The sequence below is a fragment of the Streptomyces sp. NBC_00016 genome, from assembly GCF_045040885.1.
Taxonomy (GTDB): Bacteria; Actinomycetota; Actinomycetes; order Streptomycetales; family Streptomycetaceae; genus Streptomyces; species Streptomyces coriariae.
On sequence record NZ_CP108304.1, the window covers coordinates 1724348 to 1747251 of the forward strand.

Here is a 22904-nt window from a genome sequence, read left to right on the forward strand (position 1 = left end):
GACGCCGCCGGCCGGACCGGCAGGTGTCATGCCAGTCGCTCCGCCAAGTGGTCGCCGACGCGCAGGGCGTTGGCTATGGCGGTCAGCGAGGGGTTGACCGCCCCGATGCTCGGGAAGAAGCTCGTGTCGACGACGTAGAGGTTGTCCAGGTCGTGGGCCTTGCAGTGGACGTCGAGGGCGGAACTGCCGGGGTCGTCACCGAAGCGGACCGTGCCCGCCTGGTGCGCGGTGGCGCCGATGGGCATGCCCTTGTGCAGATAGATGCTGTGCGACAGGAGATGGTGTTCGTTCATGCCCAGGTGACCGAGCATGCCCTGGAGTTTGTGCCGCAGGCGGTTCAGTCCGGCGACGTTGTTCTTCTCGTCCAGGGCCAGGTGGATCCCGCCGTCCCGGTCCAGGGTGACGCGGTTGCCTGCGGCGGGCAGGTCCTCTCCGCACAGCCAGAAGTCGACCGCGTGGTGGGCGAGTACCTCGAACGGCATGTCGGGGGCCACCGCCCCGGCCCAGCGGGGCGCTTCACCGTGGATCTGCTCGGAGTCGGACTTGCCGAGCATCTGGATGCCGCCGAGGGGGTAGTCCCAGTCGTCGGATCCCAGGTACCAGTCGTGCAGCGCCAGGGTCTTCTGGAACCGGGTGTCGTTCGGTTCCCTGGACACGGCCATCAGGGCCAGGTTGTTGTGCCGCATGTAGTGCCGGCCCACCACGTCCGAGCTGTTGGCCAGTCCCCGCGGATGCCGGTCGTTGGCCGAACGCAGCAGCAGGACAGCGGAGTTGACGGCGCCACAGGCGACCACCACGAGGTCGGAGCGGAACTCCACGGTGGCGGCGTCCCGGTCGCCCGGCTCCCCCACCGTGGCGACGACCGAGGTGACGGTCCGGCCGGTCGCGTCCGTCTCCAGCCGCCGCACGTCGGCGTGGGTGACCATCTCGACGTTGGGGTGTGCGAGAGCGGGGTCGACGCAGATGACCTGTGCGTCGGACTTGGCGCCGACCAGACAGGGGAATCCGTCGACGCGGTCGCAGCGGATGCAGGCGCTGGTCTGGGTGGCCCGGCCCCGGTCGTCCTGGGTGAGGTTCACCCCGATCGGGAGGTGGAAGGGATGCAGTCCCTGCTTCTCCAGGTCGTGGCTGAGTTGCTGGATACGCGGCTCGTGCTGGACCGGTGGATGGGCGTACTGGGCGCTGGTGGGGCCCTCGGTGGGGTCCTCGCCGTGCCGGCCGTGGACGAGATAGAGGTGTTCGGCCTGCGTGTAGTAGGGCTCGAACTCCTCGTAGCTCAGTGGCCAGGCGGGCGACAGGCCTTCGTGGTGGCGGAGTTCGCCGAAGTCCTCGGGACGCAGCCGGAAGAGCGCGGCGCCGTAGAACTTGGTGTTGCCTCCCACGTAGTAGTTGACCTCGGGCGGGAACTCCTTCCCGTCCTTGTCGTACCAGAACTCCGGGGCACGGTACTTCCCCTTGACGAAGACCGCGGTGGAGTCCCAGTTGTCCCGTTCACGGGGAAGGTAGCCGCCGCGTTCGAGAAGGAGGATCCGTTTTCCGGTGGGTGCCAGCCGATGGGCGAGAGTGCCACCGCCCGCACCCGTCCCGATGATGATGACGTCGTAGTACTGCGCGTCGGTCATGCCGGCCACCGTCCTCGGAGCATGCGCCGGTCCTGCCGGGTGAATGGGCCGTCCGACCCGACCACCAACGTATCTCCGGGCGATGTTTCCGGCGAGTTGGGCCGGTCGGGTGAACCGAGGTGCCGGGAGGCGACGCCGGCTCGTGCGCGTGCCTGCGCGGACGACCGGTGTCACAGGATCGCGAGGGGATTGACGGGAGAGCCGGTGGCGGCGGGCAGCCGGAGCGGGGCGATGACGCACAGGAACGACCAGCGGCCCTCGCGCGCGCAGATCGGCGTGAGGTCCTCGAACCGCAGATAGTCCAGCAGATGCAGGCCCATGGCGTGGATGCCCAGCACATGGACCGGGAACGCGACCTCCTGGACCGCGCTGGGCGCGCTGTCGTTGTTGCCGTCACCGCCGAGTACGGCCACCTCCCGCTCGGCCAGGAACTCCATGGCCGTCGGATGGAGTCCGGCACGAGCCCCGGCCACGTCCCAGGGGCCGAGCTCCTCGCGGCGGCGGCGGTGTCCGACCCGTACGAGCAGGATGTCGCCGCGGCCGACCCGGACGCCCTGCCGTGCCTCGGCGGCGGCGAGGTCCTCGGCCCGCACCTGCGCTCCGGGTTCGAGCCAGGGGACGCCGTGCAGCCGGGGGATGTCGAGGAGGACCCCGCGTCCGACGATGCCGTCGCGGGCGAGGTCGACGGACAGGGCGCTCGCGCCGTCCGGTGACAGTACGTCCGCCGCCGGTACGCCGCCGTGCAGGGTGCCGTCGTAGACGACGTGGCACAGCGCGTCGAGGTGGCTGTTCACGTCGCCGTGCACGTTCATGGCGAAGCGGTCCCGGGCGAACTCCAGTCCGCTCGGCCCGGGTTCGCCGTCGGCCGGGGCGGTGAGCCGGTGTTCGGCCGGGTCGGCGTCGTCAGGTCCGCTGCGGGTGTTCACGGGCGAGGCGAGCGACACCGTACGCCCCGACCGCACCTCGCGTACGGCGGCCAGCACGTGCTCCGCGGTCATCGTGTCCAGGGCGCCCCGGCGCCCGGCGCCGGGGGACGTGTCGCGCAGGTGCCGGTACAGACGCCGGAAGTCGGCCTCGCTCAGCTCGCCGCTGGTCCGCATGCCCCCACCCTCCGGCAGGTCCCGGGCTCCCGCACGCCGAGTTGCCGGGCCCGGGGACGGCCGCGTCAATGAGTGAGCGAACGTCGGCACGCGCGCGGCCGGGCGGGCGCGTAGGAGCGGTGTGGGTGAGCGGTGTACCGAGGTGCGGCTGCCTCCGTCCGATGCTGCAATGAAGTCCGAAAACAGGGGGCCGCTGAACGCCGTGACCACCCAGGGGTGAAGCCGTGAGCGATGAATTCGTCGAAATGGGACCGATCGACTATGTCGTCGTCGAGTTCCCCGGGAACCGCATGACCGGCGAGGGCTTTCCCCTGCTGGTCGACCTGGTGGACCGCGGCCTCATCCGGATCCTCGATCTGCTGTTCGTCCGGAAGGAGGAGGACGGATCCGTGGTCGGCCTGGAGATCGCCGATCTCACCGGCGACGGGGTTCTGGACCTGGCCGTGTTCGAGGGCGCCTCCTCCGGCCTGCTGGGCCAGGACGACATCGAGGAGGCGGGCGGCGCTCTGGGAGCCGGCAACTCCGCGGCGATCCTGGTCTACGAGAACCTGTGGGCCGCGCCCTTCGCCACCGCCCTGCGCCGCGGCGGCGCACAGCTGGTCGCCTCCGGGCGGATCCCGGTACCGGCCGTCCTGGCCGCGCTGGACGAGACGGACGACGTGCGGCCGCCGAGGACGTAGAGACTCCGGCGCGGTGACGGAAGACCAGGTATTCCTGGGCCTCGGCCTGATCATCGTGCTGGCCGTCGGCTCCCAGGTGCTGGCGAACCGTCTGCGCATCCCCGCGCTGATCGTTCTGCTGCCCGTCGGATTCACCGCGGGCGCCCTGACCGACGACGTCGACCCCGAGCGGCTCCTGGGCAGCACCTTCTCCCCGCTGGTCTCGCTGGCCGTCGCGGTGATCCTCTACGACGCCGGCCTCGGCCTGGACCTGAGGGGCTTGAGAGACCACACCCGCCGGGTCGTGGTGCGGCTGATCTGGTTCGGCGCGCTGGTCAGCGGCGCCTCGGCGGCGCTGGTGGCCATGCCGTTGCTCGGGATGTCACAGGGCGCGGCCGTGATGCTCGGAGCGATCCTGGTCGTGTCCGGGCCGACGGTCGTCGGGCCGCTGCTCGCCTTCGTCCGCCCCACGGAGCGCCTGCGGCGGATCCTCGTCTGGGAGGGGTCGCTGATCGATCCCGTGGGCGGCATCCTGGGCGCGCTGGTCTTCCACGCCGTCACGGCCGGCGGGCCCGGCGGCTTCGGCAGCCGGCTCGGCGCCTTCGCCGTCAGCACGGCGGTGGGGGTGGCGGGGGGAATCGTCGGAGCGGCCGTACTGACCGTGGCGCTGCGCAGGCTCCGGCTCGGGGAGGTGCTCGCCACCACGGTGCAGCTCGCCGCGGTGGTCGGCGTGGCGGCCGCCTGCGACATCGTCCGGGACGACACCGGACTCATCGCCGCCGTCCTGATGGGGCTGGCGGTGGCGAACCTGTCCGGCGGGGGCGTCACGGCGCGGCGGCCGTTCTTCGAGACCCTCGTGGCTCTGGTCATCGGACTGCTGTTCATCTCCATCTCGGCCACCGTCAGCCCCCGGTCCCTGCGGCATGTGGTGCTGCCGACGCTGGGGCTCGTGGCGGTCCTGGTGCTCGTGGCCCGCCCCCTGGTGGCGGCCGTGTCGGCCTGGGGAACCGATCTGACGGCCGGGGAACGGGGCTTCCTCGGGTGGATGGCGCCGCGCGGGATCGTGGCCGCCGCCACCGCCTCGACGTTCTCGGCCACGCTCGTGGACCAGGGCGTCGGGGGCGCGGCGAAGATCCTGCCGGCCACCTTCGTGGTGATCGTCGCCACCGTCACGTTGTACGGGCTGAGCGCGGCGGCGGTGGCCGGGCGGCTGGGCGTGGTGCGCTCGACGCGTTCCCGACCGCTGCTCGTGGGCGGCGATCCATGGGTGGTGGATCTGGGGCGGGCCCTGCGGTCGGCCGGGCTGGAGGTCGTGATGTGGGCGGGGCGCGAGACGGAGCGGGACAGCATCAGGGCCGCCGGGATCGAACTCGCCCCGGGAGAGCTGTTCGCCGCGGCCACGGGCGAGGGCGCCGAGCTCGAAGGCCTCACCGGGGTCCTGCTCCTCACCGGCGAGGACGACTTCAACGCGCTGGCGGCCACGCATCTCACGGGCAGCGTCGAGGGCACGGTCCACCGGCTGCGGCCGCCCCCGGAAAGCCAGGGCGTCATCACGCCCTACGCGGGCGGCGAGGTGCTCTTCGATCCGGACCTGACCGGGCCCGAACTGGCACGTCGTCACGCCCGGGGCGCCCGGGTCGTGACGCTTCGCTTCGACGGCACCCTGCCGGCCGGACACCGGATGCTGTTCCTGGTGCGGGGTGACGGCCGGCTCCTCCCCGTCACCCGGGCCGGCGGCCCGGCGCCGCGGCCGGGGGACCTCGCCGTACTCCTGAGCGCGTGACCCGTCAGCGGCCCGTGGACCGCCCGAAGGAGGCGACGGCGGCCCGCACCCGGGCGAGAGCGGCCGGCAGAGCGGCTGTGGCGTCCAGGGTCAGGCCCGGCTCGTCCGGTTCCAGTGGCTCCAGCGTCGCGAACTGCGAGTCGACCAGCCGGGCGGGCATGAAGTGGCCGGTGCGCCGGGACACCCGGTCCCGTGCGGTGTCCCGGTCCAGGGCGAGGTAGAGACACCAGAGCCGGGCGCCCGCGGCCGCCCGGAGTTCGTCGCGGTACGCCCGCTTGAGGGCCGAGCAGGCGACGACCAGCCCCTCCCCGGCCTCGGCGGAGCGCCGGACGCGGTCGGCGAGGGCCCGCAGCCAGGGCCCGCGGTCGGCGTCGTCCAGGGCGTGGCCGGCGGTCATCTTGGCGATGTTGGCCGCGCTGTGGAAGCCGTCGCCCTCGACGAACGTCACTCCGAGCCGCTCGGCGACCGCCTTGCCGACGGTGGTCTTGCCGGAACCGGACACCCCGAGGACCAGCACGATCGGCGGTGCCTGTCCGGCCCCGCGCACCGACTCCCCGCCGCCGGTCACGGGCTCTCGGGTTCCCGTCCGGCCGCCGTCCGCCGCAGGTCCGCCTCGGTGAGGGGTTGGAGGGCCCCGGCGGTGTCCAGCCGGTAGAGCAGGACGAGGGGCGGTCCGACGAGCACCACGGCGATGGCCGTGACCAGCAGCAGCCAGCGCAGTGTCGTCGTCGCGCCGGCCGCCTCGGACACGGTCAGCGAGGTGGGGATGAGATAGGGCCGCTGGGCCAGCCCCCACGCCACGACGACGAGGGCCACGCTGGCGACGGCGGTGATCCTCGCCCATCCCGTGGCGGTGCGGTACAGCAGCACGGCGGTGGCCAGCGCGCTGACGACGGCGACCAGGACGAGGGCGAGACCGATGCCGCTGGTCAGCCCGTCGTGGACGTAGCGCGCGTCGTCGCGGGTGACGACCAGGCCGACGCACGCCAGGACGGCGAGGACGCCGAGGCTGCACCAGGCCCGCAGGCGGAAGTAGCCGACCAGGTCGGCGGCGTCGAAGCGGCGGGCGTCGGCGGTCAGGAACACCGCCCCGAGGAAGGCGGTCGCGGCGACGGTCAGCAGGCCGGCGATCACGGACGTCCCGTTGGACCACGCGTCGGCCGACGCCTCGGTGCCGGGAGCCACCCGGCCCGTGGCCAGCCCGCCGACCGCCGCGCCGAGGAAGAAGGGCGTCAGCAGCGAGGAGACGGCGAAGACCGCGCCGTAGACCCTGCGCCCGGCGAGCCGCTGCGTGGGCTTGCGCAGGGCGAACCCGGCGCCGCGCAGGACGAGTCCGACGGCCGCCAGTGCCAGCGGCAGCCACATGGCCGTGAAGACCGTCTGGAACAGGACCGGGAAGCCGGTCCACATGATGACCAGGACGAAGATGAGCCAGACGTTGTTGGTCTCCCACACCGGCTCCATGGCGTGGTCGATGAGCCACCGGGGGCGCTTGCCCCGCCGGGTGCCCCCCGCGAGCAGGTCCCAGAATCCGGCGCCGTAGTCCGTGCCGCCGGCACACGCGTAGGCGGTCACCACGGCCAGCAGCACCCAGGCGACGGCGTCCTCGGTCATGTGCCGCCCCCGTCCTTGCCACCGGTCGTGGACAACGGCCGGGGCCCGTAGGGGGTGTCGCCCTCCACGTCCCCGGGGGCGGCTGCCGTGGCGGCGCCCTCGTCGGCCAGCCGCCATCGTCCGCTCATCCTCAGCAGGACGGTCAGGAAGGCGCCGAACACGAGGACGTAGAGCACCACGACGAGGCCGAGCATCGTCCACAGGGTCGGGGCCCGGGTGTCCGTCACCGCCTCCGCGACCCGCATGTTCTGGTAGACGATCCAGGGCTGCCGGCCCACCTCGGTGGTGATCCAGCCGCACTCCACGGTCAGCAGACAGGCGCCGCCGGCCAGTGCCGCGCACCGGAAGAACCACGGGGACCCGGGCAGGTCACGGCGGCGGAGCCAGCACCAGCCGTACCAGAGGGCGAGCAGGACGAGCAGGCTGCCGATGGTCACCATGATGTCGAACGCCCAGTGCGCGATCGTGGCCTGCGTCGCCGTCGGGCGGTCGCTCGCCGGGACCGAGGAAAGTCCCGTCACCTTGGTGTCCGGGCTGAAACCGGCGAGGATCGAGTCCAGTTGGGGGATCCTGATCCCGCCGGAGATCGTCCCGTCGGCATGCAGCCGCCCGAACATGTACTCCGGCACGTGGGTGTCGGTCTTCCAGACGATCTCGGTGGCCGCGAACTTCACCGGCTGCTCGTGGAAGACGGACCGGGCGATCGAGTCCCCGAGCACGAACTGCACGGGGGTCAGGATCGCGGCGACGGAGAACGGCACGGTGAAGCCGAGCCGGTGGTAGCGGTCCCGGCGGCCCCGCAGCCAGCCGACCGCGTACACCCCGGCGATGACATAGCCGGCCGTCAGCACCACTCCGACCACGAAGTGCCAGTACTCCGGGCCGAACATGGGGGTGAAGATCGCCCTCCGTACGTCGACGTCCACGGGCTTGCCGGACGCGTCGAGCGAGAAGCCGCGCGGGGTGTTCATCCAGGAGTTCGCGGCCACGATGCCGAACGCCCCCATCAGGGCGGCCAGCGGCAGGGGCAGGCCGAGCCAGAAGTGCGTCCACGGCTTGAGCCGGCGCCAGCCGTACAGGTAGATGGCGATGAGGATCGCCTCGAGGAAGAACGCCCAGGCCTCGACCCCGAAGCCGAGGCCGAAGACATCGCCCCACCGGCCCATCATCCCCGGCCACAGCAGGCCGAGTTCGAAGGAGAGCACCGTGCCGGTCACGATGCCGATGGCGAACTGGACGGCCATGACCGCCGACCAGCGCCGCGCGAGCAGCAGGGCGACGGCGTCGCCCTTGCGCAGTCCTCGGTAGTGCATCAGGAGGGTGATGGCGGGCAGGGCCACGCCGAAGGGCACGAGCAGGATGTGGGAGCCCAGGGTGAAGGCCATCAGCTCCCGGGCCGGCAGCAGTTGTGCGGGGCCGTCCGCCAGAAAGTGGTCGATCGCGCTGTTCACATGGTCCTCGGTGGCTCGTCCGGGATGGCGCAGGCGTGACGGGTCTCAGCCACCCGTGGCGAATCCGGGGAACAGCGTCATTCCGCCGTCGACGTAGATGGTGGTCCCCACCACGTAGTCGAGGAGGTCGGAGGCCAAAGTGGCCACCACGTTCGCGATGTCGTCCGGGTCGCCGACGCGGTGGTAGGGGATGAGCCGGAGCAGGTCGGCCTCGGCCTCGGGGGTCTCCCAGGCACTGCGGTTGATGGGCGTGCGGATGGCTCCCGGAGCGACGGCGTTCACCCGGATCCGGTGCGGCGCGAGCTCCTGCGCGAGGGTCGCCATGAGCATCTGCACCCCGCCCTTGGACGACGCGTAGTTCACATGGCCCGCCCAGGGGATGATCTGGTGGACCGAACTCATGCAGATGATTTTCCCGGCGGACCGGGACACCTCCGGAACGACACCGCGCCGCATGAATTCCTTGGCCGCTTCACGTGCGCACAGGAACTGTCCGGTCAGATTCACGTCCAGTACCTTGCGCCACTGGTCGATGGTCATGTCGGTGAGGGCCGCATCCCGCTGGAGGCCCGCATTGGCGACCATGACGTCGATGGTGCCGAACTCCTCGACCATTCGGGAGACCATGTCGACGACCTGGTCCTCCTGAGACACATCGGCCTCGTGCGCATAGGCGCGGACGCCGAGACCCTCGATCTCGCGCACCACTTCCTCCGCGGCTTCCCGCCCCGCCACGTAGTTCACGACCACATCGGCGCCCACCCGCCCCAGGCCGATCGCCGTGGCCTTTCCGATGCCGGAATTCGCGCCCGTCACCAGCGCTTTCTGCCCTTTGAGGAGCAGCGGGGCAAGGGGCTGGCGACCGTTGTTGCCGCTGGTTTCCACTCGTGTCTCCCTGTGCGTGCCGACGCGGACATTCGGCGGACGTTCAAAGGAATCCGCCCGACCACGAAAACACGTGTGGATCGGTACGGCACGGTGGGACGTCTCCCGTCAGCCGCCCGGGTGCCCGCGCGCGCTGAACGGCCCAATGCCCGCCGACCGGGCCGCGCGCAAACGGCGCGGACCGCTCGGACGGGCCGACCGGACGGGCTGGTCGATGGGCTGGTCAACGGGCTGGTCGGACGGGCTGCTTGGCTGGTCGGACGGGCCGCGAGGACCTGCTACTCGGTGCGGGCGTCCCGGCCCGTTCCGACGCACAGCGCCCAGATGACGAAGGCGTCCACGGCGATCAGCACGATGGCCCAGACGGGTTGGTACGGCAGCCACATGAAATTGGCGATCATCGACAGGCCGGCCAGGGCGACGCCGACGACGCGTGCCCACGCCGCGCCGCGGAACAGAGCGGCGCCCGCGAGCGCGACCAGAACGCCGAGGACGAGATGGATCCAGCCCCAACTCGTCAGATTGAAGTTGTAGGCGTAATCACGGGTGACGACAAAGACGTCGTCCTGGGCGATGGCGGCAATTCCCTGGAATATCGCCATCACCCCGCCGAAGATCATCATGACCCCGGCGAAGCCGGTCCAGCCGGACACCCACGCTCCGCCGCTGCTTGCCGTTCCGTGTCCGTGGTGCATTCCGGTCGCGGCCATTTCGGGCTCCTCCCACTTACATCTCGCCACTGACAGGTGGCCGTTCGGTCGCCCAGATATCAGCTTGCCACGAGAAGCACAAACCGGCAGAACACCGATATACCCGCAGTTCAGCGCGGGGGCCGAGGTGCGACGGAAATCCGGCGGTGGTCCAATGGGGGTATCCGGTGCGCCGACCGTCGCGCGCCGGCCGGAGAAGCCGTCTCTTCCGCAGGTCTCCGGCGAGAAAGGAAACCGCCGTGCCAGGTCTCCTCCGCGGGGTCGCCCGCACAGCCGTCGTGGCCGGTACCGCGACCGCCGTGTCCAACCGCGTGTCACGCCGCCAGCAAGGGCGCTGGGCCCAGCAGCAGGATCAGCAGGCCGCGCCGCAGCCGGCGCCGGCCGCCGCTCCCCCGCCCGCCCAGCCTGCCGACATGAGCAGCAAGATCGACCAGCTGAAGCAGCTCGGGGAGCTCAAGGCCCAGGGTGTCCTCACCGAGGCCGAGTTCGAGGAGCAGAAGCGCAGGATCCTCGAATCCTGATCCTGAGGCCGATCCAGAGGCGAAAGGCTGTACCGGAACTGCTCCGGTACAGCCTTTGACCTACGACCTACGACCTACGACCTATGAGTTCGTAGAGTCGGGACGACAGGATTTGAACCTGCGACCCCTTGACCCCCAGAAACTGACGCCCGGTCTTTCTCGTCCGTCCAGTCCACACAGTCCGCAAACGTCCAGGTCAGGGGAGCGTGCTCCGGGGTGCGGGGTGGGGTGTGTGACACATCGGTGACACGCCGGGGCTCACGTCGTCGGCACTGTGGTTGCAGACGGCTTCGGGATAGGCAACGTGAACCCGAACTCGGCCAGGAGCTCCGCGCTGGTCAGTACTTCGATGCCACGCTCCCGCGATCGCTTGGCCAACCGATGTTCGTTGGTGACCAGAGCACACTGCTCAAACCGCGCTGTTGACGCGATCAGCGCGTCCTGCGTGTGCTTTATGCTCTTGGAACGCATCAGCTCAAAGTCGTCGCTCTCGTCGCTGACGCGGCAGAAGTTAATCCGCGAGTAATCGACGGCAGTCGCGCCTGTAGGCACGAGGTTGCCCAGTGCTACAAGCAGTAGCAAGAGCCTCCTTCGTCGATCAAGATCCGGGATCTCGGCAAGCTCGTCGATGTTCACGTGGGTGTAGAGGATCTTCAGCTTGCCAGCGTTCACCGCTGACTCCAGCGCCTCGTAGGCACCGGATACGTCGGCCACTGGATCGACCGCGTTTGAATCAAAGACGACTTGCCGCATGAGGCTGGACGATACAGCTAGGAGGGTGTCAGCCACCACGAGATTCTCAGGCGGGTAACGGGCCACAGACAGGGCCGATATGGGATGGCCTCGCAGAGGTCACCTGAGCCGCTAAGAAGGCCGGCGCGGGCGCTAGTCGACTACTTGATCATGGAGCGCGAAGCGCTCGCTTAGTGGATCTACATGGCCCGTCGAGCACGCTTCAGAAAACCGCCTGCTCGACAAGCATTGGTAGCCCGTACGCTTGCTCGGCATGAACAACCCTCAGACCCGCTGCGGTTGGTGCCGACACGCTACCGTCATGATGCCCGTTGATCATCAGCCGATGATCCAGCGGGCATCCGTGACAGGGGACGACTTCGATGCTCCTGGTTCCCCTGGGTGGGCCGTGTTCACTTGCGCCGGGTGTGGTTCCGCCTCCCTTTCACAGGGCTTCTATCCCGAGCTCGGGGGGCCGGGCAAGGTCTACACCCACGACTTCATCCCGCTTGGGTGGTATCCGCAGGAGCCCTTGGTCAAGGAGTACCCGGACAGCGTGCCCCCGAAGATCGCCAAGGTGGCGACCGAAGCGCACGGCTCTATGAGCGTGGGCCATCACCAGGCCGCGGTGCTGATGGCACGGACAACGGTTGAGGCCGTGGCCAAGGCTCAGGGAATCACGCAGGGCAGTCTCGTAGCCAAGATCGACGAGCTCTACAACCGGCACCTGGTGTACGAACACGTCCGTGACGCTGCCCACGAAGTCCGTTTCGTCGGCAACGATGCCGCTCATGCCGACCTGGTCAACAACCCCATCAGTGAAGACGAGGCCAGGGCCATCCTGGAACTGATGGACATGGTTCTCGACGGCGTGTTCATCGCTCCTGCTAAGACGGCCGCCCAGAAGGCTGCTCGTCAGGCGAAGAAGGCGGCAGCAGCAACCTCGACAGATACGCCGGCCACAGGGTGATAGGCGCTAGGCCTTCTTCTTCTCCGGAGGAAGGATCACCGTGGCGCATCCGAGTTTGTCTGAATCCTGACTGGAGTCGCAAACAGCTCCATCCTCCGTTACTTTATCGGGTCGGGCTCGGATCGTTAGGCGTGTCGCCTCTCCCCTTTCCATGACGAACTCCACTTTTTGCTCGATGTCACCCTTATCGTCAGCGTGGAGGATGGTTCTATACAAAGGCTCTGTGCCAATTGGGGCCTTATCTTTGAAGGCGTCGACCACTACAATCAGCACCTTCTTCGCTTGCATTCCGTCAGCGTGCACCGTGAAGTTGATCTTCACGGGGGAGCCGGGAACGACAGATACATTTGTCACATTCGGGCGACCATTTCCCGTTGCGTAGCTTGCCACGCCACCGACAGTCATCAGTAGCGCAATCAGGTATGCAGTTGACCCCGCACCGAGGAAGCCTAGCTGCCACAGGTTTCCTGATCCATTGCTCTTGAAAAATAGCGATAGAAGACTTAGCCCTACCGCAATGAGCGCAAGGATGGCCACACCAACGAAGAGCCCCAAATTATTGTTTACCGCCGTCAGTAGAGCATCCTGCGAAAGTCCGAATGCAGTTCCAATACCGGCGATTGCCACGAACACACCGGCGAGGATCTTGGCCACCTGCGCAAGGTCCCTATCGAGAAGTTCGTTTTTTTCTTCCTGCGTCCGCGGCATTTGAAGTCACCTTCCCCAGTCGATACCATTGAATCCGTAGGCAATCAACGTGCTGATCCACAAGATCAGAAGAATCAACCCAGTCGTAACGGACCAATCTTCATTAATCTCGGTACTTAGTGTCGACGTTTCTCGCACTAGAAGCAAGGACGCCGCAATTGCAGAAGGCACAAGGATGACGGCGACATCACCTGCCGTCATGTTCCTTCCCCCTCCCGCTCCGAGCCAGTTAAACAGGAAGAAGCAAAAGGCAATGAGGGCACTTGCGGTGAGTGCAAAGATGACGAATCGACTCACTCGCGCCGGCAGGCTCGCTTTTAGTGGCATGCTCAACACTACATAGTGCGGCCGATTCGGGCGGGCACTGTTTAGCGAAAAAAGCTCCGGCGTGGAACGCTGAAAATCTGGTGAGCCACTAATGAGGTCGTTACGCTCATCAAGCACCCGTGCACCCCGCACCTCCATTTCGACGTTTGTATCTGCAACTCGAATATTGAGGTGGGTCGAGTATGCATCATTGAAGGCGACAATCTGATGTGACGACTTTTTCCAGTTTGCTCGTCTCTTGAGTCCAATTTCCCGCTTCTCGCATGTCTTGATCATGAAGGGTTCCTTCAGAGGAACAACTACCTCGGCAATCGCATCCCAATGACTTCCCCCAACGGCATACACGTCCAGCAACGATTTTGCTGCCGGAATATGAGATGAAGCAGCGGCGGCCGATGTGAGCAGATCGTCGAGACTGGTGAGATGCTGAGACACCTCCTGCTCGTGATTCAGAACGATTCCACTTGCGTGCGGTAGGGCGAGGATCGGATGCTCAGCCGCACTAACATAGTCTGTCGAAATTCTCTCTCGCACAATGCCCCGAGTCTGTTCGATCAATTCGTCCCACCTTTGAACCGTCACATAGTCAAAATCTTGCTGCACCCAACCAGGAATACCCACTTTATTCAGGTACTTGCAGAATAGAGCTCGCAGCACAGAATCAGATGGGAATGACTCCTGCTGAAGGAGCCTCTTCCAATGCTCAGTAGCGAAGCCAAAGATCGCCTGCAACATAGGAATTACTCGAGCTCTATCAAAAGGAATGCCAGCCCTTCGAGCCAACTCTTCGACATAGCGCGCCCGAATGAGGGCTTGATCGCTACGTGGCAACAAAAAAGCTGACCGGTCAGCTACAGTCACGCTAAAGTCAAGGAGGGCACCTCTCGGGAAATTTCCAATCGGCAAAAAGAGTCGCGCATGCGTATGATGATCTTCCAAGGCATTGCTGAGTTCTGTTGGCAACCAGCTTTGCAGCGGCTCTACATGGATCGATTTTTTTCGATCTGCCCAACTTGCACTCTATAGTTCGATTCGCTCAACCGCGCGCACTCGCCACGCCAGGTCACTGAGCAGTGCGATAGCCGCCGCTTCTGCTTCAACATCGTTGAACCTTTTGATGGGATCGGGCGAATCGCAACACTTGCAAAGGCGACACATTGATACGCTTCCCCCAAGTCACTCGATATTGGTTTGCCTTGAGTATTCCCCACCCCTCATCCTCCACCTCGGACAGGCGCGAAAGTTCACCCGAATAGACCTGATGGGACAGGAAATGAGCCCGTGTCAACTTTTCCTGCTTGACTTTTCCTGCGACATGCTATAATGAGTTGTGAATAGAGAGGGGTGGAAAGAAACTAGAGGCTCAGAGCCGTATAAGGGCGCAATCGATTCGCATCCTGTAGTCTTGGTGGTGATTTTCGTGAAACACTCCGACAGTAAGCCACCAGAGAGTCCCGACGCTTCCACTTCTGCGTCAGAGAAGTCAGAGGCACGCATTGATGTCGGTTTGACCGAGTATCAAAAGAAGATTCTTGATTCAGCCAGGAAAAATCCACCACCGCGTCGCCCTCTGCCTCCGACCAACTACGCACCTAGGCACGAGGCGCAGGGTGGTTTCATTTCCGGGGGCGGTCGCGCTAGTCGGTAGCTTTCGTAAGCTGCCTTACATCTTTCCTCGTCCTGACCTCGTATAATCCGTTCTGATATGGCAGAACGAGCAAGACCCAAATTTGATAACGCAGCCGTCGCGAAGGCGCTTGGCACCGAGGCGTTCCCGGTGACCGATCCCGCGTACGGCGAGGGGCAGCACTTCCAGGTGCGAAGCAACGGCACCTTTCTGAGTCTGGACACCTTCCCCGAGCGTGGTGTTTCCCGCATCACGACCAAGGGCGCTCGCATTGAGCTGTTTGGCGACATGCTGCCCCGCGTCGAGGACGAGGGAATCGTCTTTCTGCGCAAGGACTCAGACCATGAGCACTCCTCGATGGCCCTGCATCCCGATGGCGGGCTGACGTTTGGCTACCAGGTCGACGCCGGCCCCGTTCCGGTCGGTGGCCTCCCACAGGATCTGGAAGACACCGAACAGATCATCACGCGCCATGAGGCCGTCCAGGCCCCGGCCGAGCAGGACGAAACGCCTGTCACCGCGCAGGGAGCCAAGCCGCCGGAGAAGCCCCGACAGGAACCGTCCCGGGCACTGGGTGCCTTTCCCGATGTGCGCCCAATGATCCAGCAGGTGCAAGCCGAAGCCACGCCCGAGCCCGTCAAGCCCACGGAAGGCGCGCCACAGAAGGAGCAAGGCGCGAAGGAGGAGGCGGAGGCCAGCGAGGCCGAGCGTCAGCGCGTCAAGTTGGTTGGTCGACTGGGGCGTACCCCTACCGTCCGGGAGACCGCCAATGGCAAGCTCGTTGGGAAGTTCCCTCTGGCCGTGCATCTGGACGACGGAACGACCCGGTGGCACAACATCCTGGCGTTCGGCGAGCGCGCGGCAGCACTGAAGACGCGCGCCGAGGCCGGCGAGTTGGTCAAGGGGAACGAGATCGAGGTCGTGGGCTACCTCCACGAGCGGGAGTACCAAGGGAAAGACGGGGCACGACCAAAACGGCGCAGGAGATCTACTCAGTTGCGGTAACACGACACTGAGCAAGCCCTCGCGGGCGTGACAGTTCAATTTTCGGGACGGTACCCTACCGTCCCTTTTTTGCGTCTTGACACCAACATAGCAAATATGAGAAAAACAGCTATATATGTCAGAAGGGGGAGAAGGACAACGACCACACAGCGAAGAGGTGGAATCCAAACAGGTCGAGCGGCTTCCTGTTGAGTCCGTACTGTCTTCTTCCGAGGGTGCAAAGAACTTGCTGCCCTACGTGGCTGCTGAGCTCCAGCATATTGCGGAAGAAAAAGGCTCACTCGACGAGCGAGCTGCCAGCAGCGCGAACCAGACCCCGGCAGGAATCTTGCTTGAAGACATGCACGATCTTGGAGTTGGTACATATAATTCTTGGTTGAAACAGCGAGAGGCGGGAGTGGCAGAAACACGCGAGGTGAGGTGCCGTTTCGGGTTGTGGCGTTTGGCAGCCGCTACCGGGTACTGACCGCGTCTTTGATCCGGTACCTCGAAGCGCTCTGAACCTGTTGCTTTTCGTCCGGTGCGAGGATCACACTCAGAGCAACCTGGGGGGTCAAACGAGGAGCAGGTGACACGGTGGGTGACCCAATCAAGAAGATCACGCTTGCAGACGGTACGGTGCGGTATCGCTTCGTGACTGACGGCCCGCGTCAGGGAAATGGCAGAAGACGCCAGATCAGAAAGACCTTCGACACCAAGAAAGAGGCTCGCGCGGAGCTGGCCCGTATTCGGCATCAGTCCACGACCGGGACCTTCGTGGTGCCAACGAAGGTCACCGTTGACGAGCTTCTCGATCTGTGGCTCAAGAGCGCGATCCGAGGCGTCGAGGACGCAACCGCCTCCAACTACGACAATGCCATCCGCCCTGCTCGGCTGTTTCTTGGAGACAAGCGGCTTCAGCTGCTGACCGAGGAGGACGTTGAGGCGTTTGTCGACTGGATGCTCACGAGCGGTCGGCAGCGGGGTGGAAAGCCGGGTACGGGTCTTGGTCTTCGCTCCGTACGGCTTACCCTCGGTCGGCTGCGGTCCGCCTTGCACCTTGCGGTGCGTCGTGGGTGGGTGGCTCGTAATGTCGCCGAGCACGTTCGCGTAACACGCGACGCCGTACGAAAAGCCGCCCGGGATGACGCGCAGCGTCGCCCCTGGGACGCATCGGAGGTTAAGGCGTTTATCGAGGCGACCAAAGGTGACCGGCTCTTTGGCGTGATGCTTCTGACGCTTATCGCCGAGCGTCCCGCCGAGGTGTGCGGTACCCGTTGGAAGCAGGACGTTTCCCTCAGCGGAAATGGCACGATCGTCGTGGGGAATACGCGCACCATCGTGTATGACCGGAGTCTGCCGAAAGGGCAGCGGAACAAGGTGGTCGAGAAGGACCCCAAGACCCAAAACGGGAAGCGTGTCCTCCCGCTGCCCAAGCTCCTCCAAGCAGCGCTTGTGTCCTTCCGTGCCCAGCCGGCGGCGGAGAAACTCGCGGCGGGCGAAGCGTACGAGGACAGCGGTTATGTGGTCGTCGACGAGCTGGGTCGACCGTTTAAGACAGACAAGCTGCGCCGTGAGGCTCACCGGCTGATGGCCGAGGCCGGCGTTCGCAAGGTACGTCTCTACGACGCCCGCCATGCGTGCCTCTCGTGGATGGCCAACAACGGCGTCCCTGACACGGTGGTGTCGGCCTGGGCGGGGCACAGCGACTTGTCCTTCACCAAGCGGGTCTATGTGCACCCTGACCCGCAGAGTCTCAAGGCAGGTTCGGACAAGCTCGGGGAGTTGTTCGCCGCTTGAGAAGATCCACCAGGCTTGTGACCAAATGTGACACGACAGGCCGGAAAACGATCAAGAGCCCTGCCTCACCGAAGTGAAGCAGGGCTCTGATCTGCGGCTATGAGTGTTTCTCTAGTCGGGACGACAGGATTTGAACCTGCGACCCCTTGACCCCCAGTCAAGTGCGCTACCAAGCTGCGCCACGTCCCGAGGCGTTGCCGCGGCGGTGAGCTGCGGGAACGCGCAGGCAGAGCCTACCGTACGGGGGTGGGTGCGGCGGTCGGCGCCTGGTGGGCGACCTGCTCCGGCAGACGGCTCGCGCGGCGGACCGGGACCAGCAGGGCGGCGAGGGCGGCGCCCAGGCAGAGCACCGCGAGCAGGGTGAAGCCGTGGGTGTAGCCGGAGTCGTAGGGCAGGCCCGACGGCTGGAGGTGGCCGGTGACCAGGACGCTGGTGACGGCGGCCCCGATCGACCCCCCGATGGTGCGGATGTTGGCGTTCATGCCGGTGGCGGCGCCGGTCTGCCCGGCGGGCACACTGCCGACGATCAGGTTGGCCATCGAGGCGAAGGCCAGGCCGATACCGAGGCCGAACACGCCCGCCACGAAGGCGACCTGCCACTGCTCGTCGTGCCAGAGGGCGAGGAAGCCCAGGGCGAGCGCACCGAGTGCGGCGCCGGTCGTGAGCAGCGCCTTGGCGCCCACGCGGGGCTCGAGACGGCCGCTGAGCACACCGGAGACGAACATCGCGAGCAGCATCGGCAGCATGAGGAGCCCGGAGGCGGTGACGCTCGCGCCGAAGCCGTAGCCTGCCGTGCTCGGGGTCTGGACGAAGCCGGGCAGGAAGGACCAGATCGCGTACATGCCCGCGCCGAACAGCAGGGCGGCGAGGTTGGTGGTCCACACGGCCGGCAGTCGCATGATGCGCAGGTCGATCAGCGGGCTGCGGGAGCGGGCCTCGGTGAACAGCCACAGCGCGAACAGCGCCACGGCCACGGCGAACAGACCGATCACCCGGGCCGAACCCCAGCCCCAGCTGCCCGCCTGACTGAGCGGCAGCAGCAGGGCGACCAGCCAGCCGGACAGCAGCACGGCGCCGAGCCAGCTGACCTTGCCCTCCGCCCGGTCGGGCGACTCGGGCACATAGCGCAGGGCGATCAGCGTGGCGGCCGCGACGATGCCGACGGGGATCCAGAACAGCCAGCGGTAGTCGAGCGCGGAGACGATCGGTCCGGCCGCGACCATGCCGACGCCACCGCCGGCGGCGATCACGGCGGACAGGTTGCTGATGCTGCCGGGCACCCGGGAGGGGGCGAACTCGTCCCTGATGATGCCGAAGGAGAGCGGGAACAGGGCGCCGCCGACGCCCTGGACGACCCGGGCGAGGATCAGGACGCCGATGTTGGGCGCGAGCGCGGCGAGCAGACAGCCGGCCAGGACGGCGAGCAGGACCCCGACGAGGGTGCGCTTCTTGCCGATCAGGTCGCCGACCCGGCCGAGGATCGGCGTGAAGACGGACGCGGACAGCAGATACGCGGTCATCACCCAGGTCGCGGTGGACTGCGAGGTGTGCAGCGCGTGCTGCACGGTCGGCAGGGCCGGCGCTATCAGCGACTGGAGCATGGAGAACACGCCGGCACCGGTCGCGAGGACCGCGAAGGTGAGGCGGGTGGACTTGCGGGGCATGACAAGCCTCTCGGAAGGACCCGGAAAGAGGAGAAGAGGCCTCGGACTGTTAAAGTGGAGGCACCCCTCCACTGTAGCGGAGGCTACCCTCCGTTTCAACCGAGTCCCGCCCAGGAGGCAGCAGTGCCGGCTCAGCAGTTCCCCGTCAGCGAGATCGTCGCCGCCCAGCGCCCCGTCCGCAGGGACGCGGCCCGCAACTACGACGCGCTGCTGGCCGCCGCGCGCGAGGCGTTCGCCGAGCACGGCTCCGAGGCGTCCCTGGAGGACATCGCCCGGCGCGCCGGCGTCGGCATCGGCACGCTGTACCGGAACTTCCCGACCCGCCGGGCCCTGTTCGAGAGCGTGTACGCGGACGAGGTCAACGCGCTGTGCCGGTCGGCCGTCGAGTTCGCCGGCCTGGAGCCGTGGGAGGCGCTCACCGCCTGGCTCGAACGGTTCGCCGGCTACATGGTCACCAAGCGGGCGGTGCGCGAGGCACTGGAGGACGAGTCGGAGATCTTCCAGGCCTGCCGTGACTCGATGTACGCGGCGGGCGGCCCGCTGTTCGAGCGGGCCCAGCGGGCCGGGGCGGCCCGCGCGGACATGGACTTCGGCGACCTGCTGCGGATGGTCGCCGGGATCACCGCGACGGCCTTCGTGGACGACGCCCAGCGCGACCGCGTCCTGGCCATCGCCATGGACGGGGTGCGCGCCGGGCGCTGACCGGGCTGGACGGGGTGCGCGCCGGGCCCGACGGGAGGGTCAGCCGGAGAGCGGGTACTGCGGAGCGAGCAGGTCCGCGATCCGCTCGGTGATCGTCTGGGCGGTGTTGCCCTCGGGGGCGTCCGGGCCCACCGTCGTGGACACCGCGATGGACAGCCGCTGGTGCGGCTCGTACGCCATCACCGCCGCGTAGCCGAAGAAGGACGGGTTCTGCACCACCCAGCCGTTCTTGACGACGACGCCGATGCCGAAGTGGAAGTCCTCGGTCATGGGCAGGCAGACCGTGGCGGGGCAGTTCGCGGTGGCGTGCCCGAGGCCGACCGTGCCCGGGTCCAGCTGGGTGTCGAAGGAGCGCTTCGAGAGAAGTTCGCCCGAGCCGATGCCCTGCCCGGAGCGGGCCAGGTCACAGATGTCCTGGGTCAGGATGGCGCCCGGGGCGGTGGTCCAGGAGGGGTTGAAGTAGGTGGACTCCTCGTAGGTGCCGCGTTCGTCGTCGTAGGCGTGCAGCACGGGCGGCGGGATGAGCGCGTTGTCGTTGCTGCGGGTGTTGCGCAGCTTGAGGGGCTTCATGACGCGCTGCCGCAGGAGACGGTCGAGCGGGGTCTTGGAGATCTTCTCCAGGGCGCGGCCGAGGAGGACGAAGTTGGCGTGCGAGTAGCTCCAGTTGGTGCCCGGCCGGTACCACAGGGGGTGGCTGAGGGAGATCCCGACAACCTCCTCGGGGGTCCAGTGCTGCCAGGGGTCGGCGTAGAGCTTCTTCAGGAACACCGGGTCGGTGACGTAGTCGTGCAGGCCCGAGGTCGAGTCGCCGAGCATCCGCAGGGTGATCTTGTCGCCGTGCGGCAGGTCCGGCAGCCAGCGCGAGACCGGGTCGTCGAGGCGCGCCCTGTGCTCCTGGACGAGTTGGAGCAGCACCGTGCCCATGAAGGCGATGCCGACCGAGCCGGTCCGGAAGTGCATGGCGGGCGTGGCGGGCACATCCGTGAGGGACTCGCCGTCCGCGCCGGTGACGAGCTCACGCCCGTCGACCGTGACCTTGACCAGGGCGGCCTTGAGACCGAGTTCCTTGCGGGCGGCGCGGACGAGGGCGAGGACCTCGCGCGCCTTGCCCCGCGGTTTCGGGGTGGCGGCGCAGGCCCGGTCCTGGTGGTCGGGGACGGCGGTGGCGGCCGCGGCCGCCGTCTGGAGGGTGGAGGCGAGGAGAGCGGCGGCACACAGCAGCGCCGTACGGGTACGCGTCATACGGGCACTATGGGCTGATTGTCACATCGGTCACGGGGTCAACACTCCGTACGCCCTCACCCCGGACCCGTACGGCCCTCGGCACACCTCCCGCGCCCCTGTCCGGTTGACCCGACCGGTTGAGGCGCACAGGCCGGACCACCGACGCCGTCCTGACCGCCGACGCCGTCCTGACCGCCGACGTCATCCGGGCCACCGACGCCACCCGGGCCACCGACGCCATCCGGGCCTGCGACGCCGTCCGGGTCGGCGGCAGGGCGACGGCGCGAGGCCGCGTGGCCCGGCCCGTGCGCGGCTTCGCCCGGGCGGCGACCGAGGTGGACCGGGCAGGCTCTGCTCGATCGTGTCGTCGCCGAACTCGCCGCGGACCGGCTCTCCGGCGCCGACGCGGCGAAAGGTGAAGCCCTTCCGCACCGAGATGCGGGCCATCGGTGTCGACCGATGTCTTCAACTCTTCGGCGGACAGGGCTACATGCTGGAGCGTCCGATCGCCCGGCTGTACGCGGACACGCGCAGCACCCGCGTCCACGCCGGGACGAGCGAGGTCATGAAGGCGGGCATCGGCATCGCCGAGTCCCTGGAGCTGTGGGCCGGGGGCCGAGCGCCGGGGCACGGAGAGAGGGAGGGCGGTGGGGCATGGAGGACTTCTCCGGTCGGCCGGGGGTGGCGTTCGTCGCGGGTGGCACGGGCGGCATCGGCGCGGCGGTCGTACGGACGCTGGCGGCACGCGGCAGCGCGGTGGTGTTCACCTACCGGGCCCGGCGGGAGGCGGCGCAGGCCCTCGCCGACGAGACGAAGGGGCTCGCGCCGCTCCGCCTGGACCTGACCGACGAGACGGCGACGGCCCGGGCGGTGACCGCGACCGCCGAGGCGTACGGCGGCATCCACACGCTCGTGTACGCCGCCGGTCCGCATGTCCCGATGCGGCATCTGAGCCGGGTGACGCCGGGCGAGTACCGGGCCCAACTCGACGCTGACGCGGGGGCGTTCTTCAATCTCGTCCATCCGGCGCTGCCCGTACTGCGCCGGAGCCGGGGCAGCATCGTCGCGGTCACCACCGTCGCCACCCGGCGCTTCCCGGTACGCGACGGACTGTCCTCGGGAGCGAAGGGAGCGGTCGAGGCGGTCGCCCGCGCCCTGGCCGCCGAGGAGGGGCGCTACGGGGTCCGCGTCAACTGCGTCGCGCCCGGCATGCTCACCGACGGCATCGCCGGCCGGCTGATCGAGTCGGGCGAACTGGACGACGAGGCGCTCGCGGTCACCCGGCGGAACATCCCGCTGCGCCGGTTCGGGGAGGCGGCGGACATCGCGGAGGCGGTGTCCTTCCTCGCCTCGGACCGGGCCGGATTCATCACGGGCCAGGCCCTGGGGGTGGACGGGGGCTACAGCGTGTGAGGCGCCCGGCCTCGCGGAGAGGGCCGAGGGCGGGTGACCACGCAGTCAAGCCGGTCGACGACCTCCCGAAGACCGGCTCGACTCCGCAGTCGTTCCAGTCTTCGGGGCGGTCCGGTCCGCGTCAAGGCCCGTCTCACAGGTCGACTCGGGCACCGTCGTCCGCACAAGCCTTTCCCGGTCACTCCAGGACCGACACACAGAATTTTCCCCGCCACCCGGCCGACGCCGGGAATGTGCGTGTCGATTCGGACAAGCGGTCCAGAGGAACCCATTTCCTGCGTTCGTTCATGTTTCTACAGTGTGAGTGGAGGGTGAACGAGGCCGGGCCCGAAAGGAATTCATCCGATTTCCTACGCCCTGGCCCTCCGCCCATGACTGACCGAATCATTGCGGCTGGATACCGCTCGA

Annotated in this window: 22 protein-coding genes and 1 tRNA gene; 10 read left to right on the top strand and 13 right to left on the bottom strand. The window is 67.4% G+C overall.

Features of this window, described 5'->3' with window-relative positions; genetic code table 11:
* Positions 1–26: 26 nt before the first annotated feature.
* Positions 27–1622 carry a GMC oxidoreductase gene (locus OG933_RS07730; protein ID WP_405626140.1) on the bottom strand — a complete coding sequence of 532 codons (1596 nt, stop codon included), beginning with the start codon at positions 1620–1622 and terminating at the stop codon, positions 27–29.
* A 170-nt stretch (positions 1623–1792) separates the two neighbouring features.
* Positions 1793–2722, bottom strand: coding sequence for a cyclase family protein (locus tag OG933_RS07735; RefSeq protein ID WP_362518964.1), 930 nt, complete (start codon positions 2720–2722; stop codon positions 1793–1795).
* Positions 2723–2967: 245 nt separating this feature from the next.
* Between OG933_RS07735 and OG933_RS07740 the strand changes: the two genes are divergently transcribed.
* Entirely contained in the window at positions 2968–3402 is a 435-nt protein-coding gene (locus OG933_RS07740; RefSeq protein WP_054241261.1) for a DUF6325 family protein, read from the top strand.
* A gap of 13 nt (positions 3403–3415) precedes the next feature.
* A complete protein-coding gene (locus OG933_RS07745; RefSeq protein ID WP_405626143.1) occupies positions 3416–5164 on the top strand; it encodes a cation:proton antiporter in 1749 nt (582 codons plus the stop codon).
* A 4-nt stretch (positions 5165–5168) separates the two neighbouring features.
* Here OG933_RS07745 and OG933_RS07750 read toward each other — a convergent pair whose 3' ends face one another.
* The 5 genes from OG933_RS07750 to OG933_RS07770 all read right to left on the bottom strand — a co-directional run bounded on the left by OG933_RS07750 (position 5169) and on the right by OG933_RS07770 (position 9824).
* The gene (locus tag OG933_RS07750; RefSeq protein ID WP_405626146.1) at positions 5169–5732 is read right to left on the bottom strand and encodes a gluconokinase; all 564 of its coding nucleotides are present in this window, start codon (positions 5730–5732) and stop codon (positions 5169–5171) included.
* Positions 5729–6778: a cytochrome d ubiquinol oxidase subunit II gene (locus tag OG933_RS07755; protein WP_362518955.1), complete on the bottom strand. Its 1050-nt coding sequence runs from the start codon at positions 6776–6778 to the stop codon at positions 5729–5731. The genes OG933_RS07750 and OG933_RS07755 overlap by 4 nt, the downstream gene beginning before the upstream one ends.
* A complete protein-coding gene (locus tag OG933_RS07760; RefSeq protein ID WP_362520054.1) occupies positions 6775–8163 on the bottom strand; it encodes a cytochrome ubiquinol oxidase subunit I in 1389 nt (462 codons plus the stop codon). Before OG933_RS07760 ends, OG933_RS07755 begins: the two co-directional genes overlap by 4 nt.
* A gap of 111 nt (positions 8164–8274) precedes the next feature.
* A complete protein-coding gene (locus OG933_RS07765; RefSeq protein WP_405626148.1) occupies positions 8275–9114 on the bottom strand; it encodes an SDR family oxidoreductase in 840 nt (279 codons plus the stop codon).
* Positions 9115–9392: 278 nt separating this feature from the next.
* Positions 9393–9824: a hypothetical protein gene (locus tag OG933_RS07770; RefSeq protein ID WP_267023330.1), complete on the bottom strand. Its 432-nt coding sequence runs from the start codon at positions 9822–9824 to the stop codon at positions 9393–9395.
* 239 nt (positions 9825–10063) lie between these two features.
* On the opposite strand from OG933_RS07770, the gene OG933_RS07775 reads away from it, so the two are divergent.
* Positions 10064–10345, top strand: coding sequence for an SHOCT domain-containing protein (locus OG933_RS07775; RefSeq protein ID WP_362518948.1), 282 nt, complete (start codon positions 10064–10066; stop codon positions 10343–10345).
* 258 nt (positions 10346–10603) lie between these two features.
* Here the strand turns inward: OG933_RS07775 and OG933_RS07780 are convergent, their stop codons facing one another.
* A complete protein-coding gene (locus OG933_RS07780; protein ID WP_405626150.1) occupies positions 10604–11134 on the bottom strand; it encodes a hypothetical protein in 531 nt (176 codons plus the stop codon).
* A 217-nt stretch (positions 11135–11351) separates the two neighbouring features.
* On the opposite strand from OG933_RS07780, the gene OG933_RS07785 reads away from it, so the two are divergent.
* On the top strand, positions 11352–12047 hold the full coding sequence (locus OG933_RS07785; protein WP_405626151.1) for a DUF4145 domain-containing protein: 696 nt from the start codon (positions 11352–11354) through the stop codon (positions 12045–12047).
* Positions 12048–12053: 6 nt separating this feature from the next.
* On the opposite strand, the gene OG933_RS07790 is transcribed toward OG933_RS07785, so the two are convergent.
* Positions 12054–12755: a hypothetical protein gene (locus OG933_RS07790; protein ID WP_405626153.1), complete on the bottom strand. Its 702-nt coding sequence runs from the start codon at positions 12753–12755 to the stop codon at positions 12054–12056.
* 6 nt (positions 12756–12761) lie between these two features.
* Positions 12762–13943: a hypothetical protein gene (locus tag OG933_RS07795; RefSeq protein ID WP_405626155.1), complete on the bottom strand. Its 1182-nt coding sequence runs from the start codon at positions 13941–13943 to the stop codon at positions 12762–12764.
* 844 nt (positions 13944–14787) lie between these two features.
* Here OG933_RS07795 and OG933_RS07800 point away from each other — a divergent pair.
* The 3 genes from OG933_RS07800 to OG933_RS07810 all read left to right on the top strand — a co-directional run bounded on the left by OG933_RS07800 (position 14788) and on the right by OG933_RS07810 (position 17493).
* Positions 14788–15714, top strand: coding sequence for a single-stranded DNA-binding protein (locus OG933_RS07800; protein ID WP_405626157.1), 927 nt, complete (start codon positions 14788–14790; stop codon positions 15712–15714).
* A 157-nt stretch (positions 15715–15871) separates the two neighbouring features.
* Positions 15872–16180: a hypothetical protein gene (locus OG933_RS07805; RefSeq protein WP_405626159.1), complete on the top strand. Its 309-nt coding sequence runs from the start codon at positions 15872–15874 to the stop codon at positions 16178–16180.
* A 110-nt stretch (positions 16181–16290) separates the two neighbouring features.
* Positions 16291–17493, top strand: a complete 1203-nt coding sequence (locus tag OG933_RS07810; protein WP_405626161.1) for a tyrosine-type recombinase/integrase — start codon at positions 16291–16293, stop codon at positions 17491–17493.
* A 115-nt stretch (positions 17494–17608) separates the two neighbouring features.
* On the opposite strand, the gene OG933_RS07815 is transcribed toward OG933_RS07810, so the two are convergent.
* Positions 17609–17682 (bottom strand) — tRNA-Pro (locus tag OG933_RS07815).
* A 44-nt stretch (positions 17683–17726) separates the two neighbouring features.
* Positions 17727–19157, bottom strand: a complete 1431-nt coding sequence (locus OG933_RS07820; RefSeq protein ID WP_362518945.1) for an MFS transporter — start codon at positions 19155–19157, stop codon at positions 17727–17729.
* Between the two features lie 123 nt (positions 19158–19280).
* Here OG933_RS07820 and OG933_RS07825 point away from each other — a divergent pair, with 123 nt between their 5' ends.
* Positions 19281–19859, top strand: coding sequence for a TetR/AcrR family transcriptional regulator (locus OG933_RS07825; protein ID WP_054241268.1), 579 nt, complete (start codon positions 19281–19283; stop codon positions 19857–19859).
* Positions 19860–19898: 39 nt separating this feature from the next.
* Here the strand turns inward: OG933_RS07825 and OG933_RS07830 are convergent, their stop codons facing one another.
* The gene (locus OG933_RS07830; RefSeq protein WP_362518942.1) at positions 19899–21101 is read right to left on the bottom strand and encodes a serine hydrolase domain-containing protein; all 1203 of its coding nucleotides are present in this window, start codon (positions 21099–21101) and stop codon (positions 19899–19901) included.
* Between the two features lie 418 nt (positions 21102–21519).
* Between OG933_RS07830 and OG933_RS07835 the strand changes: the two genes are divergently transcribed.
* On the top strand, positions 21520–21927 hold the full coding sequence (locus OG933_RS07835) for an acyl-CoA dehydrogenase family protein (protein ID WP_405633275.1): 408 nt from the start codon (positions 21520–21522) through the stop codon (positions 21925–21927).
* Positions 21819–22496, top strand: coding sequence for an SDR family NAD(P)-dependent oxidoreductase (locus tag OG933_RS07840; RefSeq protein ID WP_405633278.1), 678 nt, complete (start codon positions 21819–21821; stop codon positions 22494–22496). The genes OG933_RS07835 and OG933_RS07840 overlap by 109 nt, the downstream gene beginning before the upstream one ends.
* Positions 22497–22904: the final 408 nt, after the last annotated feature.